We start from the raw sequence: 15052 nt of genomic DNA on the forward strand, positions 1-15052 counted from the left end.
TCGCGACCGGAAGTCGACACAAGTGCCCACCAATGCGCATTTCGAGTCGGTGAGGACAGGGCGATACCTTCAGCGGGTTCCGTGAGCACCCGCGGGCCAGAGCCCGATGCGCCACGTCAACCAGACGTGCAGCTGCAACAATGTGCGACCGTAGTCAGTGGCCAGGAAGGACACCCAGCACCCATGAGCGCGTCGGGCGGTACCAAGGCGATCGTGGCGGCACTCGCCGCCAACCTCGCCATCGCTGTAGCCAAGTTCGTGGCATTCCTCTTCAGCGGCTCCTCGTCGATGCTCGCGGAAAGCGTCCACTCGGTGGCCGACTCCGGAAACCAGGGGCTGCTGCTCCTCGGCGGGAAGAAGGCGCAGCGCGAGGCGACCCCCCAACACCCCTTCGGGTACGGGCGGGAACGCTACATCTACGCCTTCCTCGTCTCCATCGTGCTCTTCACCGTCGGCGGCATGTTCGCCATCTACGAGGGCTACGAGAAGATCCACGACCCGCACGAGATCGAGGCCTGGTACTGGCCCGTCGGCGTGCTCGCCTTCGCGATCGTCGCGGAGGGCTTCTCCTTCCGCACCGCGATCAAGGAGTCGAACGAAACCCGGGGCAGCCAGAGCTGGGGCCAGTTCATCAAGAGCGCCAAGGCCCCCGAACTCCCCGTGGTCCTGCTGGAAGACCTCGGCGCGCTCGTCGGCCTGGTCCTCGCCCTCGGCGGCGTCGGCCTGGCCCTGATCACCGGCAACGGCGTCTGGGACGGCATCGGCACGCTCTGCATCGGCATCCTGCTGATCGTCATCGCCGTCGTACTGGCCCTGGAGACCAAGTCCCTGCTCCTGGGCGAGGCCGCCGGCACCGACGAGGTCGAGAAGATCAAGGCCGCGCTCGTCGACGGGGACACCGTCACCCGCGTCATCCACATGCGGACCCTGCACCTCGGCCCCGAGGAACTCCTCGTCGCCGCCAAGATCGCCGTCCAGGGCGACGACACGGCCACGGAGGTGGCGAACGCCATCAACGCCGCCGAGGCCCGCATCCGCGCGGCCGTCCCGATCGCCCGCGTGATCTACCTGGAGCCGGACATCTACAACCCCGAGGCCGCCCAGGCCGACGGCCGCTGACCGGCACACGCGCACGCGAAGGCCCCCGCAGCTCACCGGCTGCGGGGGCCTCCGTACGTCCTTCGTCCGTTACGACTGCACGTCCGCGCGCTCACCGGGCGCGGCCGCGCCCGCCTCGGCGGCGGCCGGCCGCGCCTCCGGGACGCTCCGGTCGGCGGGAACGGCCTCAGGGGCCCGCTTGCGCGCCCGCCGGGCCACGAAACCGAGCACACCGCCGACGACCACCACCAGGACACCGGCCAGCTGCCCCCACACGGCCAGCTTCGCCATCGGGTACGCCACGACCTTCGAGGCGACCTTGGCCGCCGGGACCGGCCCGTTGTTCGCGTACTGCGAGCCGTCGGAGTTCATCCGGTTGTCGGCCATCAGAAAGACGTAGCCCTTGGGCACCTTCACGTCGAAGGCCACCGCCGACGGGTTCTTCCACTGCTCCAGGTACGGCTCGTCCAGCGGCTCGCCGTTCAGGACCAGGCGGTACTGGCCGGTGATCTTGCTGCTCGGCTTGTACCGGATGCGGTCTCCGCCCACGGCGATGACGCGGTTCATCTGGGTCTTCTGCAGGGACCACGGAACGGAGGCGAGGACGATGTCACCCCGCCGCAGCCCGCCCTTGGCGACCGGCTCCAGGTAGATGCTCTCCCCGTTGGTGTAGGTCGGCGCCATCTGCCAGCCGACCGCCTTGCCCTCCGTGTAGCGAGCCGGCGGGGCCACGGCCTTCGCCACCGTCACCCCACCGAGGATGACCGCTCCGAGCACCAGCAGGACGATCGCCGCGATCCCGCGTCCGCGTCCTGGCCTGTGTTCCATTTTGTCCCTTCCGATGTACCTGCCTTGCATCGTAGGTCGACGCGGCAGCCGCCCATGCCGCCGGGGCCCTGGTGCGCCATGCGGGCAGATACCGATTCGGACACCGCGCGCACGCCGCCGGACCCCGCACGACTGCGGTACGGGACCCGGCGGCGTGCGCGCGGCGGAGACGGCTAGTGGATCTCGCGCAGCACCTCGAGGACGGCCCGCTCGTCCGGTGCGCACTGGAGCCGCGCCCGGAAGTCCCCGTCCATCAGCTTGCGCGACAGCAGCGCCAGGATCCGCAGGTGCTCGTCACCGGCGGCGGCCTCCGGCACCGCGATCATGAAGACCAGCCGGGCCTTCGTACCGTCCAGCGAGCCCCACTCGATGCCCTCACCGGACCGGGCGAAGCCGACCGTGGGCCGGGTGACCGCGTCGGTCTTGGCGTGCGGGATCGCGATCGACTCGCCGAGCCCGGTCGTGCCCTGCGCCTCCCGGGCGAGCGCCACCCGTACGAGCTCCTCGACGTCCCGGACGTGCCCGGTGGAGGCCAGCATCCCGGCCATTTCGCGGATCGCCGCCTCCTTGGTGTCCGAGGCCAGCTCCGTCTTGACGGTCCGCTCGGTCAGGTACCCGGACAGCACCTCCGGCTCCCCGTCCCCGCCGCCGGGAGCGGCGGCGGGGGCCGCCTTCGTCAGCACGGCCGTCCCGCCCGCCCCGGCCCCGGCACCCACACCGGCGAGCACGGGCTCCGCCGCCCCCGTCACGACCGGCGCGGCGGCCTTCCCGCCCCGCCGCTCCTTGATCTCGATCAGCGCGTTGGTCGTCAGCGCGGTCACCACCGTGCCGATGGCGATCGCGATCAGGAACCAGACCCAGCCGCTGATGGCACCCAACGCAGCCACGATCGGACCGCCGTGCGGCACGTGGTCGCCCACGCCCGCCACACCGGCGACCGCACCGGCCACCGCGCCGCCCAGCATGTTCGCCGGGATGACGATCGCCGGCCGCGCCGCCGCGAAGGGGATCGCACCCTCGGAGATGCCGAACATGCCCATGAACATCGCCGCCATGCCCGTGTCGCGCTCCTGCTCCGAGTACAGCTTGCGGCGCAGCACCGTCGCCAGGCCCTGGCCGAGCGGCATGACCGGGATGGCCGCCGCGCACATGCCCATGACCGCGTAGTTCCCGGAGGCGATGAGCCCCGTACCGAAGAGGAACGCCGTCTTGTTGACCGGGCCGCCCATGTCGAAGGCGATCATCAGGCCGAGCAGCGCGCCGAGCAGGATCGCGCTGGTGCCGGTCATGCCCGACAGCCAGCCGGTCAGGCTCTCGAAGACCCACGAGATCGGCTTGCCGATGACGTAGATGAAGAACAGGCCGAGCGCGGTCGTCGCCACGATCGGGATCACGATGATCGGCATGATCGGCTGGACGACCTTGGGGACCTTGACCTTCTTGATCCACAGGACCAGGTAGCCCGCCAGGAAGCCCGTCACAATCGCGCCGATGAAGCCCGCGCCCGACTTCGAGTCGTAGAGCGCCCCGGTGTTCGCGATGAAGCCGCCGATCATGCCGGGCACCAGCGCCGGCCGGTCGCCGATGGCGTACGCGATGTAGCCGGACAGGATCGGGATCATCAGGGTGAAGCCCAGGACGCCGATCTGGAAGACGTGGTCCCAGAAGGTGCCCGGCGTGACCGCGTACCCCTCGGCCGTGGCGTGACCGCCCAGGGCCAGCGCGATGGCGATCAGCAGACCGCCCACCACCACGAACGGGATCATGTACGAGACACCGTTCATCAGCGCCTTGTACGCGAGGCTGCGCTCCTTGCCGCCGCCCGCGCCGCCCCCGCCGCCCGCCGGGCCGGCCGTGCCCGTCTGCACCGGCGCGCTCTGCACGCGCTCGATCAGTTCCTTCGGCTTGTGGATGCCGTCGGCGACCCCGGTGGACAGGACCCGCTTGCCGGCGAAGCGCTCGCGGTCGACCTCCTTGTCGGCGGCGATGATGATCCCGTCCGCCTCCCTGACATCGTTGTCAGAGAGCACGTTCTCGGCCCCGATGGAGCCCTGGGTCTCCACCTTCATGTCCACGCCGAGCTCGGCGGCGGCCTGCTGGAGCTTCTCCGCGGCCATGTAGGTGTGCGCGATCCCCGTGGGGCACGCCGTGACGGCGAGCAGCTTCAGGCGCTTGTGGCCGCTCGGGCCGCCGTCACCGGGAGGGCCGGCTGGACTGGTCACTGGAATCTCCTTCGCGCCGATAGTCCGCGCGCGATCGCGCGCGGACCCGATCCACCGGCATCCTGCAACACACAAGAGGTGGATCAAAAGTCCGAAAGGCCCCGAACACTCCGCCGGAAGGCCCGAAAACGAGGCGCGACTTGTCCCCCTCCCCACTGGGGTCCGCTGGGCCGATCGGTGTAGATTCGTCATCAGTGTCAGGCGTCGCTGCTGATGGCGGTCGGGCGGTCCTCGTGACCGGCCGAGGGGAGAGAGGGCCCTCGACGGACTGTGCTCAGTGCACCGGTTCGCCGTGCACGGCTCAGCCGTACCCACCTCTCGAACCATGAGGAGCAGCACCCATGGACTTCAAGGTCGCCGACCTTTCCCTTGCCGTCTTCGGCCGCAAGGAGATCACCCTGGCCGAGCACGAGATGCCGGGTCTGATGTCGATCCGCAAGGAGTACGCCGCGACGCAGCCGCTGGCCGGCGCCCGGATCACCGGCTCCCTGCACATGACCGTGCAGACGGCCGTGCTGATCGAGACCCTGGTCGCCCTCGGCGCCGACGTCCGCTGGGCCTCCTGCAACATCTTCTCCACCCAGGACCACGCGGCCGCCGCCATCGCCGTCGGCCCGAACGGCACCCCGGAGAACCCGCAGGGCGTCCCGGTCTTCGCCTGGAAGGGCGAGACGCTGGAGGAGTACTGGTGGTGCACGGAGCAGGCGCTGACCTGGCCGAACACCCCCACCGGCGGCCCGAACATGATCCTCGACGACGGTGGTGACGCCACCCTGCTCGTCCACAAGGGCGTCGAGTTCGAGAAGGCCGGCGCGGCCCCGGACCCGTCCACCGCGGACTCCGAGGAGTACGCCCACATCCTCACGCTCCTCAACCGCACCCTGGGCGAGTCCCCGCAGAAGTGGACGCAGCTCGCGTCCGAGATCCGCGGCGTGACCGAGGAGACCACCACCGGCGTCCACCGCCTCTACGAGATGATGGCCGAGGGCACCCTGCTCTTCCCGGCGATCAACGTGAACGACGCCGTCACCAAGTCGAAGTTCGACAACAAGTACGGCTGCCGCCACTCCCTGATCGACGGCATCAACCGCGCCACCGACGTCCTGATCGGCGGCAAGGTCGCGGTGGTCTGCGGTTACGGCGACGTCGGCAAGGGCTGCGCCGAGTCCCTGCGCGGCCAGGGCGCCCGCGTCATCGTCACCGAGATCGACCCGATCTGCGCCCTCCAGGCCGCCATGGACGGCTACCAGGTCGCCACCCTGGACGACGTCGTGGAGATCGCCGACATCTTCATCACGACCACGGGCAACAAGGACATCATCATGGCCTCGGACATGGCCAAGATGAAGCACCAGGCGATCGTCGGCAACATCGGCCACTTCGACAACGAGATCGACATGGCCGGCCTGGCCAAGATCGACGGCATCGTCAAGGACGAGGTCAAGCCCCAGGTCCACACCTGGAAGTTCCCCGACGGCAAGGTCCTGATCGTCCTCTCCGAGGGCCGCCTCCTCAACCTGGGCAACGCGACCGGCCACCCGTCCTTCGTCATGTCGAACTCCTTCGCGGACCAGACCCTGGCCCAGATCGAGCTCTTCACGAAGCCGTCCGAGTACCCGACCGACGTCTACGTGCTCCCCAAGCACCTCGACGAGAAGGTCGCCCGCCTCCACCTCGACGCCCTGGGCGTCAGGCTGACCACCCTGCGCCCGGAGCAGGCCGCCTACATCGGCGTCGCGGTCGAGGGCCCGTACAAGCCGGACCACTACCGCTACTGATCCCCACGGATCACCGAGCGGACCCACCGCACCGAGCCAGGCCCCCGGCACTCCGCCGGGGGCCTGCCCCGTACCCGACCCGAGGACTCCGGACCCCATGCCCCGCGGCCGCTACTCGCTCCACGACCCGCACGACCACACCCCCCTCGGCGAGGAGCACTTCCACTGCGCCCCCGGCCCGAGCGGCTGGCGCTACGTCTCCCAGCTGACCGCCCCGAACGGCGACCACCGCGGCTCCGTCGACCTGGCCATCGACGAACTCGGCCGCCCCATCCGCCTCGAACTCAACGCGTCGAGCTGGCAGGTCCGCGGCGCCGCCATCGACGGAGTCACCTGGGTCCGTACCGACCCCACCGGCGCCGAGGCCACCGAGGGCAACGTCGCCGCCCCCGGCTTCACCGGCACCTCCCCGGCCTTCCTCATCGCGACGGCCCGCCTGCTGCGCCTGACCCCCGGTGCCCCCGCGACCCGCGTCCGGCTCGTCGCCCTCACCGACCCGGTCCTCGCCCCCCGTACGGTCGACCAGGCCTGGGCCCTTCGCTCACGCGCCGAGCACTCCACCGACAGCGGCCCGCTCGTGGTGGACGAGTACCAGGTCACCGCCCTCGACACGGGCGAGGTCCACACCATCCACATCGCGGGAGACGTGGTCCTCTCGGCCCCCGGCATCGAACTCGAACACCTGGAAACCCCGCCGTCGTCCTTCGCGGACCCCGGCGCCGAAGACTAGGCCGGCGGAGCGAAGCCGGTCCCGCGCGCGGGCGGCTCTACGGGCGCCACGTGCGCCGGAGCGGGCGCGGCCATCGGCACGGCCGTCGGCACGGGCATCGGCATGGGCATGGGCATCGGCGCAGCCACGGGAGCCGCTGCCGCTGCCGGCGCCCGTCCCGCCGCGTGCGCGGTGAAGGCCCGGGCGGCATCCCGGGACTGCCGCTCGTGGACCACCGCCATCAGGAACGCGGCAGCCGGCACCCCGGCCGGCGGCGGCGTCCCCGTCCGGGCCACCACATCGTCCGCGAGCCGCGCGGCCATCGCGGCACCCGTGTGCGGATCCAGCTGGTTCATCCGCGTCAGGTACTGGCGGATCGCCAGCCACAGACCGTCCGGCACCGCCGACAGGTCCAGCGCGGCGAACCGCCCCGCCAGCCACGGCGGCGGCGCGGGCACCGGCATCACCCGCGCCCCCGGCACCCGCTCCCGGATCACCAGGGTCCCCGCGAACACGTCCCCGAGCCGCCGCCCCCGCTCCGACATCAGCGAGGCGATGCACGCGACCGCCCCGAAGGTCATCAGCAGCTCCACGACCCCCATGGCCCCGCGCACCAGCGCGTGCCGGAACCGGATCGGCCCGCCGTCCTCCCGCACCACCCGCAGCCCGCACGCCAGCTTCCCCAGCGAACGGCCGTGGCTCAGCGTCTCCACCGCGATCGGCACGCCGACCAGCACCAGCAGGAAGCTCGCCACCGTCACGGCGGCCTGGGCGGCGTCATCGAGATCGGCGGTCGCGTAGAGCAGTGCGATGGACACCACCACGTACCCGGTGAAGTACACGAGCAGGTCGAGCAGGACCGCCAGCGCCCGGCTCGGCAGCCGCGCCGGCCGCAGACCCAGGACGACCGCGTCCCCCGTCACCAGATCGCTCACCGAGTGCACCTTTCCCCGACCTGACCCGCCCCTGTCCACTCCAGTCTGCCAAGCTGACCGCAGGAGAAGTAAGCCGTATCGGGTGGCCAGGGGCAGGGGAGCGGTAACCGGATGGATCTCGACGTCTTCGTGGCGGCCCACCAGACGGAGTGGGCCCGCCTGGAGCAGCTCCTCGGCCGCGGCCGCCGGCTCACCGGGGCGGAGGCCGACGAACTCGTCGCCCTCTACCAGCGCACCTCCACCCACCTCTCCCTGATCCAGTCGAGCGCCCCCGACCCGATGCTCACGGGCCGCCTCACCCAGCTCGTAGCCCGCGCCCGCTCCACCGTCACGGGGACCCGCCGCGCCGGCTGGCGCGACGCGGCCCGCTTCTTCACCGAGGGCTTCCCGGCCGCCGTCTACCGCAGCCGCCGCTGGTGGATACCCACCGCGCTGCTCTCCACGGCCCTCGGCGTGCTCATCGGCTGGTGGATAGCCACGCACCCCGAGGTCCAGAGCGCCATAGCCGCCCCGGACCACCTCAAGGAGCTGACGAAGCCGGGCGGTCAGTACGAGACGTACTACTCCAGCCACCCGGCGGCCTCCTTCGCGGCCCAGGTCTGGACGAACAACGCCCAGGCCGCAGCCGTCTGCCTCGTCCTCGGCGCCTTCCTGGGCCTCCCGGTGCTCTGGATCCTCTTCCTGAACATGGCCAACCTCGGCGTCGGCCTCGGGCTGATGACCTCCGCCGGCCGCCTGGACGTCTTCCTCGGCCTGATCCTTCCGCACGGCCTGCTCGAACTGACCGCGGTCTTCGTCGCCGCCGGTACGGGCCTGCGCCTGGGCTGGACGGTCATCGACCCGGGCCCCCGAACCCGCCGCACGGCCCTCGCCGAACAGGGCCGCGCCGCTCTCGGCATGGCCATCGGCCTGGCCCTGGTCCTCTTCGTCTCCGGCCTGATCGAGGGCTTCGTGACCCCGTCGGGGCTCCCCACCTGGGCCCGCATCACCATCGGCGTCGTCGCCGAGGCCGCCTTCCTCGTCTACGTCTACGTCCTGGGCGGCCGGGCCTCCCGCGCCGGCGAGGTGGGCGACGTGGAGGAAGCGGACCGTACGGCGACACTGCCGACCGCGGCGTGATGTGCGTACAAGCCCTCTGAGCTGCTAGTCTCCTCGTCGTCCCGCAGACACCGTTGACACGGCGGCTGTGGGGAGGTAGATTCGAACGGTTGCCTCGAACTGGACAAGTTCGGCAGCGATGGTTTAAAATCTCTCTCGCCCCCAACGGAATTGAATTCCACTGGGGCGCAGTCGACTCTTCATTGCAGGAATCTGAAGCCGGGAAATCCGGTGGAAAACTTCTGATAGAGTCGGAACCGCCGGAAAGGGAAAGCGCGAAAGCGTAGAACCTCGAAGGCGCCGAGGAAATCGGACACGAAAGAGTCTGATAGAGTCGGAAACGCAAGAACAGAACGAAAGCCCGGAGGAAAGCCCGCGAGGGTGAGTACAAAGGAAGCGTCCGTTCCTTGAGAACTCAACAGCGTGCCAAAAATCAACGCCAGAAGTTGATACCCCGTCCACTTTGGTGGATGAGGTTCCTTTGAAAAAGACCTGCGGGGCCTTCGGGTACTCGTAGGCAACAAACACAGCGAGGACGTTGTGGCGCGTCGGTCTTATTCCGACATGACGTGCCCGCTCAACGTGTGTGTGCACCGGATTACCGGTAAACATTCATGGAGAGTTTGATCCTGGCTCAGGACGAACGCTGGCGGCGTGCTTAACACATGCAAGTCGAACGATGAAGCCCTTCGGGGTGGATTAGTGGCGAACGGGTGAGTAACACGTGGGCAATCTGCCCTTCACTCTGGGACAAGCCCTGGAAACGGGGTCTAATACCGGATACCACTCCTGCCTGCATGGGCGGGGGTTGAAAGCTCCGGCGGTGAAGGATGAGCCCGCGGCCTATCAGCTTGTTGGTGGGGTAATGGCCCACCAAGGCGACGACGGGTAGCCGGCCTGAGAGGGCGACCGGCCACACTGGGACTGAGACACGGCCCAGACTCCTACGGGAGGCAGCAGTGGGGAATATTGCACAATGGGCGAAAGCCTGATGCAGCGACGCCGCGTGAGGGATGACGGCCTTCGGGTTGTAAACCTCTTTCAGCAGGGAAGAAGCGAAAGTGACGGTACCTGCAGAAGAAGCGCCGGCTAACTACGTGCCAGCAGCCGCGGTAATACGTAGGGCGCAAGCGTTGTCCGGAATTATTGGGCGTAAAGAGCTCGTAGGCGGCTTGTCACGTCGGATGTGAAAGCCCGAGGCTTAACCTCGGGTCTGCATTCGATACGGGCTAGCTAGAGTGTGGTAGGGGAGATCGGAATTCCTGGTGTAGCGGTGAAATGCGCAGATATCAGGAGGAACACCGGTGGCGAAGGCGGATCTCTGGGCCATTACTGACGCTGAGGAGCGAAAGCGTGGGGAGCGAACAGGATTAGATACCCTGGTAGTCCACGCCGTAAACGTTGGGAACTAGGTGTTGGCGACATTCCACGTCGTCGGTGCCGCAGCTAACGCATTAAGTTCCCCGCCTGGGGAGTACGGCCGCAAGGCTAAAACTCAAAGGAATTGACGGGGGCCCGCACAAGCAGCGGAGCATGTGGCTTAATTCGACGCAACGCGAAGAACCTTACCAAGGCTTGACATATACCGGAAAGCATTAGAGATAGTGCCCCCCTTGTGGTCGGTATACAGGTGGTGCATGGCTGTCGTCAGCTCGTGTCGTGAGATGTTGGGTTAAGTCCCGCAACGAGCGCAACCCTTGTCCTGTGTTGCCAGCATGCCCTTCGGGGTGATGGGGACTCACAGGAGACCGCCGGGGTCAACTCGGAGGAAGGTGGGGACGACGTCAAGTCATCATGCCCCTTATGTCTTGGGCTGCACACGTGCTACAATGGCCGGTACAATGAGCTGCGATACCGTGAGGTGGAGCGAATCTCAAAAAGCCGGTCTCAGTTCGGATTGGGGTCTGCAACTCGACCCCATGAAGTTGGAGTTGCTAGTAATCGCAGATCAGCATTGCTGCGGTGAATACGTTCCCGGGCCTTGTACACACCGCCCGTCACGTCACGAAAGTCGGTAACACCCGAAGCCGGTGGCCCAACCCGTAAGGGAGGGAGCTGTCGAAGGTGGGACTGGCGATTGGGACGAAGTCGTAACAAGGTAGCCGTACCGGAAGGTGCGGCTGGATCACCTCCTTTCTAAGGAGCACAGTACCGATTGCAGACAAATGTTCTGCACGGTCAGCTCATGGGTGGAACGTTGATTATTTGGCACGGTCTTCCAGATGGATCACGAGTACTGCTTCGGCGTGGAAAGTGACTCACTGATGGAGGGTCGTGCCTGGCACGTTGTTGGGTATCTGAGGGTACGGCCGTAAGGTCTTATCTTCGCGATGCCGGCCCCAGTGAACTTGTTCCTTTCGAGGTGCAGGGTGATGGGTGGCTGGTCGTTGCTTGAGAACTACACAGTGGACGCGAGCATCTGTGGCCAAGTTTTTAAGGGCGCACGGTGGATGCCTTGGCACCAGGAACCGATGAAGGACGTGAGAGGCCGCGATAGGCCCCGGGGAGCTGCCAACTGAGCTTTGATCCGGGGGTGTCCGAATGGGGAAACCCGGCAGTCGTCATGGGCTGTCACCCATGCCTGAACACATAGGGCATGTGGAGGGAACGAGGGGAAGTGAAACATCTCAGTACCCTCAGGAAGAGAAAACAACCGTGATTCCGGGAGTAGTGGCGAGCGAAACCGGATGAGGCCAAACCGTATGCGTGTGATACCCGGCAGGGGTTGCGCATGCGGGGTTGTGGGAATTCTTTTGATCGGTCTGCCGGCCGGTCGGCGAGTCAGAAACCGTTGATGTAGTCGAAGGACATGCGAAAGGTCCGGCGTAGAGGGTAAGACCCCCGTAGACGAAACATCAGCGGCTTGCTTAAGAATCTCCCAAGTAGCACGGGGCCCGAGAAATCCCGTGTGAATCTGGCGGGACCACCCGCTAAGCCTAAATATTCCCTGGTGACCGATAGCGGATAGTACCGTGAGGGAATGGTGAAAAGTACCGCGGGAGCGGAGTGAAATAGTACCTGAAACCGTGTGCCTACAAGCCGTGGGAGCGTCGCTCATTGGGTTTACCCAATGGGTCGTGACTGCGTGCCTTTTGAAGAATGAGCCTGCGAGTTAGCGGTGTGTAGCGAGGTTAACCCGTGTGGGGAAGCCGTAGCGAAAGCGAGTCCGAATAGGGCGATTGAGTTGCACGCTCTAGACCCGAAGCGGAGTGATCTAGCCATGGGCAGGTTGAAGCGGAGGTAAGACTTCGTGGAGGACCGAACCCACCAGGGTTGAAAACCTGGGGGATGACCTGTGGTTAGGGGTGAAAGGCCAATCAAACTCCGTGATAGCTGGTTCTCCCCGAAATGCATTTAGGTGCAGCGTCGTGTGTTTCTTGCCGGAGGTAGAGCACTGGATAGGCGATGGGCCCTACCGGGTTACTGACCTTAGCCAAACTCCGAATGCCGGTAAGTGAGAGCACGGCAGTGAGACTGTGGGGGATAAGCTCCATGGTCGAGAGGGAAACAGCCCAGAGCATCGACTAAGGCCCCTAAGCGTACGCTAAGTGGGAAAGGATGTGGAGTCGCAGAGACAACCAGGAGGTTGGCTTAGAAGCAGCCACCCTTGAAAGAGTGCGTAATAGCTCACTGGTCAAGTGATTCCGCGCCGACAATGTAGCGGGGCTCAAGCGTACCGCCGAAGTCGTGTCATTGCAGCAATAGGGCCAACGCCCGCTGTGATGGGTAGGGGAGCGTCGTGTGCCGGGTGAAGCAGCAGCGGAAGCTAGTTGTGGACGGTTCACGAGTGAGAATGCAGGCATGAGTAGCGATACACACGTGAGAAACGTGTGCGCCGATTGACTAAGGGTTCCTGGGTCAAGCTGATCTGCCCAGGGTAAGTCGGGACCTAAGGCGAGGCCGACAGGCGTAGTCGATGGACAACCGGTTGATATTCCGGTACCCGCTTTGAAACGCCCAATATCGAATCCTCTGATGCTAAGCCCGTGAAGCCGTTCCGGACCCTTCGGGGAAAGGAAAGTGGTGGAGCCGGCGATCCAAGGTGGTAGTAGGTAAGCGATGGGGTGACGCAGGAAGGTAGTCCAGCCCGGGCGGTGGTTGTCCCGGGGTAAGGGTGTAGGCCGAGGGGTAGGCAAATCCGTCCCTCATATAAGGCTGAGACCTGATGCCGAGCCGATTGTGGTGAAGTGGATGATCCTATGCTGTCGAGAAAAGCCTCTAGCGAGTTTCATGGCGGCCCGTACCCTAAACCGACTCAGGTGGTCAGGTAGAGAATACCGAGGCGTTCGGGTGAACTATGGTTAAGGAACTCGGCAAAATGCCCCCGTAACTTCGGGAGAAGGGGGGCCATCACTGGTGAAGGAACTTGCTTCCTGAGCTGGGGGTGGCCGCAGAGACCAGCGAGAAGCGACTGTTTACTAAAAACACAGGTCCGTGCGAAGCCGTAAGGCGATGTATACGGACTGACGCCTGCCCGGTGCTGGAACGTTAAGGGGACCGGTTAGTGACCTTTCGGGGTTGCGAAGCTGAGAACTTAAGCGCCAGTAAACGGCGGTGGTAACTATAACCATCCTAAGGTAGCGAAATTCCTTGTCGGGTAAGTTCCGACCTGCACGAATGGCGTAACGACTTCTCGACTGTCTCAACCATAGGCCCGGTGAAATTGCACTACGAGTAAAGATGCTCGTTTCGCGCAGCAGGACGGAAAGACCCCGGGACCTTTACTACAGTTTGATATTGGTGTTCGGTTCGGCTTGTGTAGGATAGGTGGGAGACTTTGAAGCCGTGACGCCAGTCATGGTGGAGTCGCCGTTGAAATACCACTCTGGTCGTGCTGGATGTCTAACCTCGGTCCGTGATCCGGATCAGGGACAGTGTCTGATGGGTAGTTTAACTGGGGCGGTTGCCTCCCAAAGGGTAACGGAGGCGCCCAAAGGTTCCCTCAGCCTGGTTGGCAATCAGGTGTTGAGTGTAAGTGCACAAGGGAGCTTGACTGTGAGACCGACGGGTCGAGCAGGGACGAAAGTCGGGACTAGTGATCCGGCGGTGGCTTGTGGAAGCGCCGTCGCTCAACGGATAAAAGGTACCCCGGGGATAACAGGCTGATCTTCCCCAAGAGTCCATATCGACGGGATGGTTTGGCACCTCGATGTCGGCTCGTCGCATCCTGGGGCTGGAGTCGGTCCCAAGGGTTGGGCTGTTCGCCCATTAAAGCGGTACGCGAGCTGGGTTTAGAACGTCGTGAGACAGTTCGGTCCCTATCCGCTGTGCGCGTAGGAATATTGAGAAGGGCTGTCCCTAGTACGAGAGGACCGGGACGGACGAACCTCTGGTGTGCCAGTTGTCCTGCCAAGGGCATGGCTGGTTGGCTACGTTCGGGAGGGATAACCGCTGAAAGCATCTAAGCGGGAAGCCTGCTTCAAGATGAGTATTCCCACCTCCTTGAGAGGGTAAGGCTCCCAGTAGACGACTGGGTTGATAGGCCAGATGTGGAAGCCCGGTAACGGGTGGAGCTGACTGGTACTAATAGGCCGAGGGCTTGTCCTCAGTTGCTCGCGTCCACTGTGTTAGTTCTGAAGTAACGACCGTGTTTATGCCCGGTTGGTTAACTTCATAGTGTTTCGGTGGTCATAGCGTTAGGGAAACGCCCGGTTTACATTCCGAACCCGGAAGCTAAGCCTTTCAGCGCCGATGGTACTGCAGGGGGGACCCTGTGGGAGAGTAGGACGCCGCCGAACAATCATTGTGGGAAAGCCCCGCACCTTATGGTGCGGGGCTTTTCTGCGTTTAGGGGTCTTGTAGGCCGGCCTTAAGCCTTACTGGCCCACTCTGCCGTCGACGCATTCGCGCAGGAGGTCGGCGTGGCCGCAGTGGCGGGCGTACTCCTCGACCCTGTGGACCAGCAGTTCTCGGATCGCGATGCCGTCCTTGCCCACCCGCTCGCCCAGGTCCGGGTGCTCGGCCAGCGCGGCGTCGGTTTCGGCCTGCTCGCGCTCCAGGTCGGCGTACGCGGCCTCGACCACGGCCGGATCGGCGACGGCTTCGTCGAAGTCCGCGTCGCGCTTCCCGTACAGCTTGGTGAGCGGGTCGGCGTCGGTGATCCAGTTGCGCCAGTCCCGTTCCACCTCGGCGAGGTGCCGGACCAGGCCGAGCAGGGACATGGTCGACGGCGGGACCGAGCGGCGGGCCAGTTGTTCCGCGTCCAGGCCCTCGCACTTCATGCGGAAGGTGATGCGGTAGTTCGTCAGGAAGTCGTGAAGCGTCGCGAGCTCGCCCTCGGGACTGTTCTCGTTGTTGCGGGGGTCGTCGTCCGGGTCCGTCCACATGTCGGGGTAGACGGTCGCCTGGGTCCATCGCGCGGGTTGATCACTCATGCGGCCCATG

General features: G+C 65.5%; 8 protein-coding genes and 3 rRNA genes. 7 read left to right on the forward strand and 4 right to left on the reverse strand.

Annotation, left to right across the window (positions count from 1 at the left end; all coding sequences use genetic code 11):
* Positions 1 to 183: 183 nt before the first annotated feature.
* The gene (locus OOK34_RS16410; protein WP_267034621.1) at positions 184 to 1119 is read left to right on the forward strand and encodes a cation diffusion facilitator family transporter; all 936 of its coding nucleotides are present in this window, start codon (positions 184 to 186) and stop codon (positions 1117 to 1119) included.
* 69 nt (positions 1120 to 1188) lie between these two features.
* Here OOK34_RS16410 and lepB read toward each other — a convergent pair whose 3' ends face one another.
* Both lepB and OOK34_RS16420 read right to left on the reverse strand, forming a co-directional pair.
* On the reverse strand, positions 1189 to 1926 hold the full coding sequence (gene lepB / locus OOK34_RS16415) for a signal peptidase I (RefSeq protein WP_267034622.1): 738 nt from the start codon (positions 1924 to 1926) through the stop codon (positions 1189 to 1191).
* 173 nt (positions 1927 to 2099) lie between these two features.
* Positions 2100 to 4148 carry a fructose-specific PTS transporter subunit EIIC gene (locus tag OOK34_RS16420; protein ID WP_323183428.1) on the reverse strand — a complete coding sequence of 683 codons (2049 nt, stop codon included), beginning with the start codon at positions 4146 to 4148 and terminating at the stop codon, positions 2100 to 2102.
* Positions 4149 to 4489: 341 nt separating this feature from the next.
* Between OOK34_RS16420 and ahcY the strand changes: the two genes are divergently transcribed.
* Complete coding sequence (gene ahcY, locus OOK34_RS16425) at positions 4490 to 5926, forward strand: adenosylhomocysteinase (protein ID WP_267034623.1); 1437 nt, start codon at positions 4490 to 4492, stop codon at positions 5924 to 5926.
* A 97-nt stretch (positions 5927 to 6023) separates the two neighbouring features.
* Positions 6024 to 6656, forward strand: a complete 633-nt coding sequence (locus OOK34_RS16430) for a hypothetical protein (protein WP_267034624.1) — start codon at positions 6024 to 6026, stop codon at positions 6654 to 6656.
* Here OOK34_RS16430 and OOK34_RS16435 read toward each other — a convergent pair.
* Entirely contained in the window at positions 6653 to 7570 is a 918-nt protein-coding gene (locus OOK34_RS16435; protein ID WP_267034625.1) for an RDD family protein, read from the reverse strand. The two genes, OOK34_RS16430 and OOK34_RS16435, sit on opposite strands and share 4 nt — an antisense overlap.
* A 111-nt stretch (positions 7571 to 7681) precedes the next feature.
* On the opposite strand from OOK34_RS16435, the gene OOK34_RS16440 reads away from it, so the two are divergent.
* From OOK34_RS16440 to rrf, 4 genes are all read left to right on the forward strand, one after another.
* Positions 7682 to 8689 (forward strand): stage II sporulation protein M, encoded by a 1008-nt coding sequence (locus OOK34_RS16440; protein ID WP_267034626.1) that lies wholly within the window; start codon positions 7682 to 7684, stop codon positions 8687 to 8689.
* Positions 8690 to 9279: 590 nt separating this feature from the next.
* Positions 9280 to 10804 (forward strand): 16S ribosomal RNA (locus OOK34_RS16445).
* Positions 10805 to 11091: 287 nt separating this feature from the next.
* Positions 11092 to 14215: ribosomal RNA gene (locus OOK34_RS16450) — 23S ribosomal RNA — on the forward strand.
* A 73-nt stretch (positions 14216 to 14288) separates the two neighbouring features.
* Positions 14289 to 14406, forward strand: a 5S ribosomal RNA gene (gene rrf / locus OOK34_RS16455).
* The 16S, 23S and 5S rRNA genes sit together here, the layout of an rRNA operon.
* A gap of 78 nt (positions 14407 to 14484) precedes the next feature.
* Here the strand turns inward: rrf and OOK34_RS16460 are convergent.
* A complete protein-coding gene (locus OOK34_RS16460) occupies positions 14485 to 15051 on the reverse strand; it encodes a DinB family protein (RefSeq protein WP_267034627.1) in 567 nt (188 codons plus the stop codon).
* Between the last annotated feature and the right edge of the window lies 1 nt (position 15052).

Origin of the sequence: Streptomyces sp. NBC_00091, assembly GCF_026343185.1 — a bacterium.
In the GTDB taxonomy this organism is placed as follows: Bacteria; Actinomycetota; Actinomycetes; order Streptomycetales; family Streptomycetaceae; genus Streptomyces.

What these genes read in the sequence shown, in the direction of transcription:
- OOK34_RS16410 (WP_267034621.1), top strand. Translation starts at nt 184, where the DNA reads ATGAGCGCGTCGGGCGGTACCAAGGCGATCGTGGCGGCACTCGCCGCC.
- lepB (WP_267034622.1), bottom strand. Translation starts at nt 1,926, where the DNA reads ATGGAACACAGGCCAGGACGCGGACGCGGGATCGCGGCGATCGTCCTG.
- ahcY (WP_267034623.1), top strand. Translation starts at nt 4,490, where the DNA reads ATGGACTTCAAGGTCGCCGACCTTTCCCTTGCCGTCTTCGGCCGCAAG.
- OOK34_RS16430 (WP_267034624.1), top strand. Translation starts at nt 6,024, where the DNA reads ATGCCCCGCGGCCGCTACTCGCTCCACGACCCGCACGACCACACCCCC.
- OOK34_RS16440 (WP_267034626.1), top strand. Translation starts at nt 7,682, where the DNA reads ATGGATCTCGACGTCTTCGTGGCGGCCCACCAGACGGAGTGGGCCCGC.
- OOK34_RS16460 (WP_267034627.1), bottom strand. Translation starts at nt 15,051, where the DNA reads ATGGGCCGCATGAGTGATCAACCCGCGCGATGGACCCAGGCGACCGTC.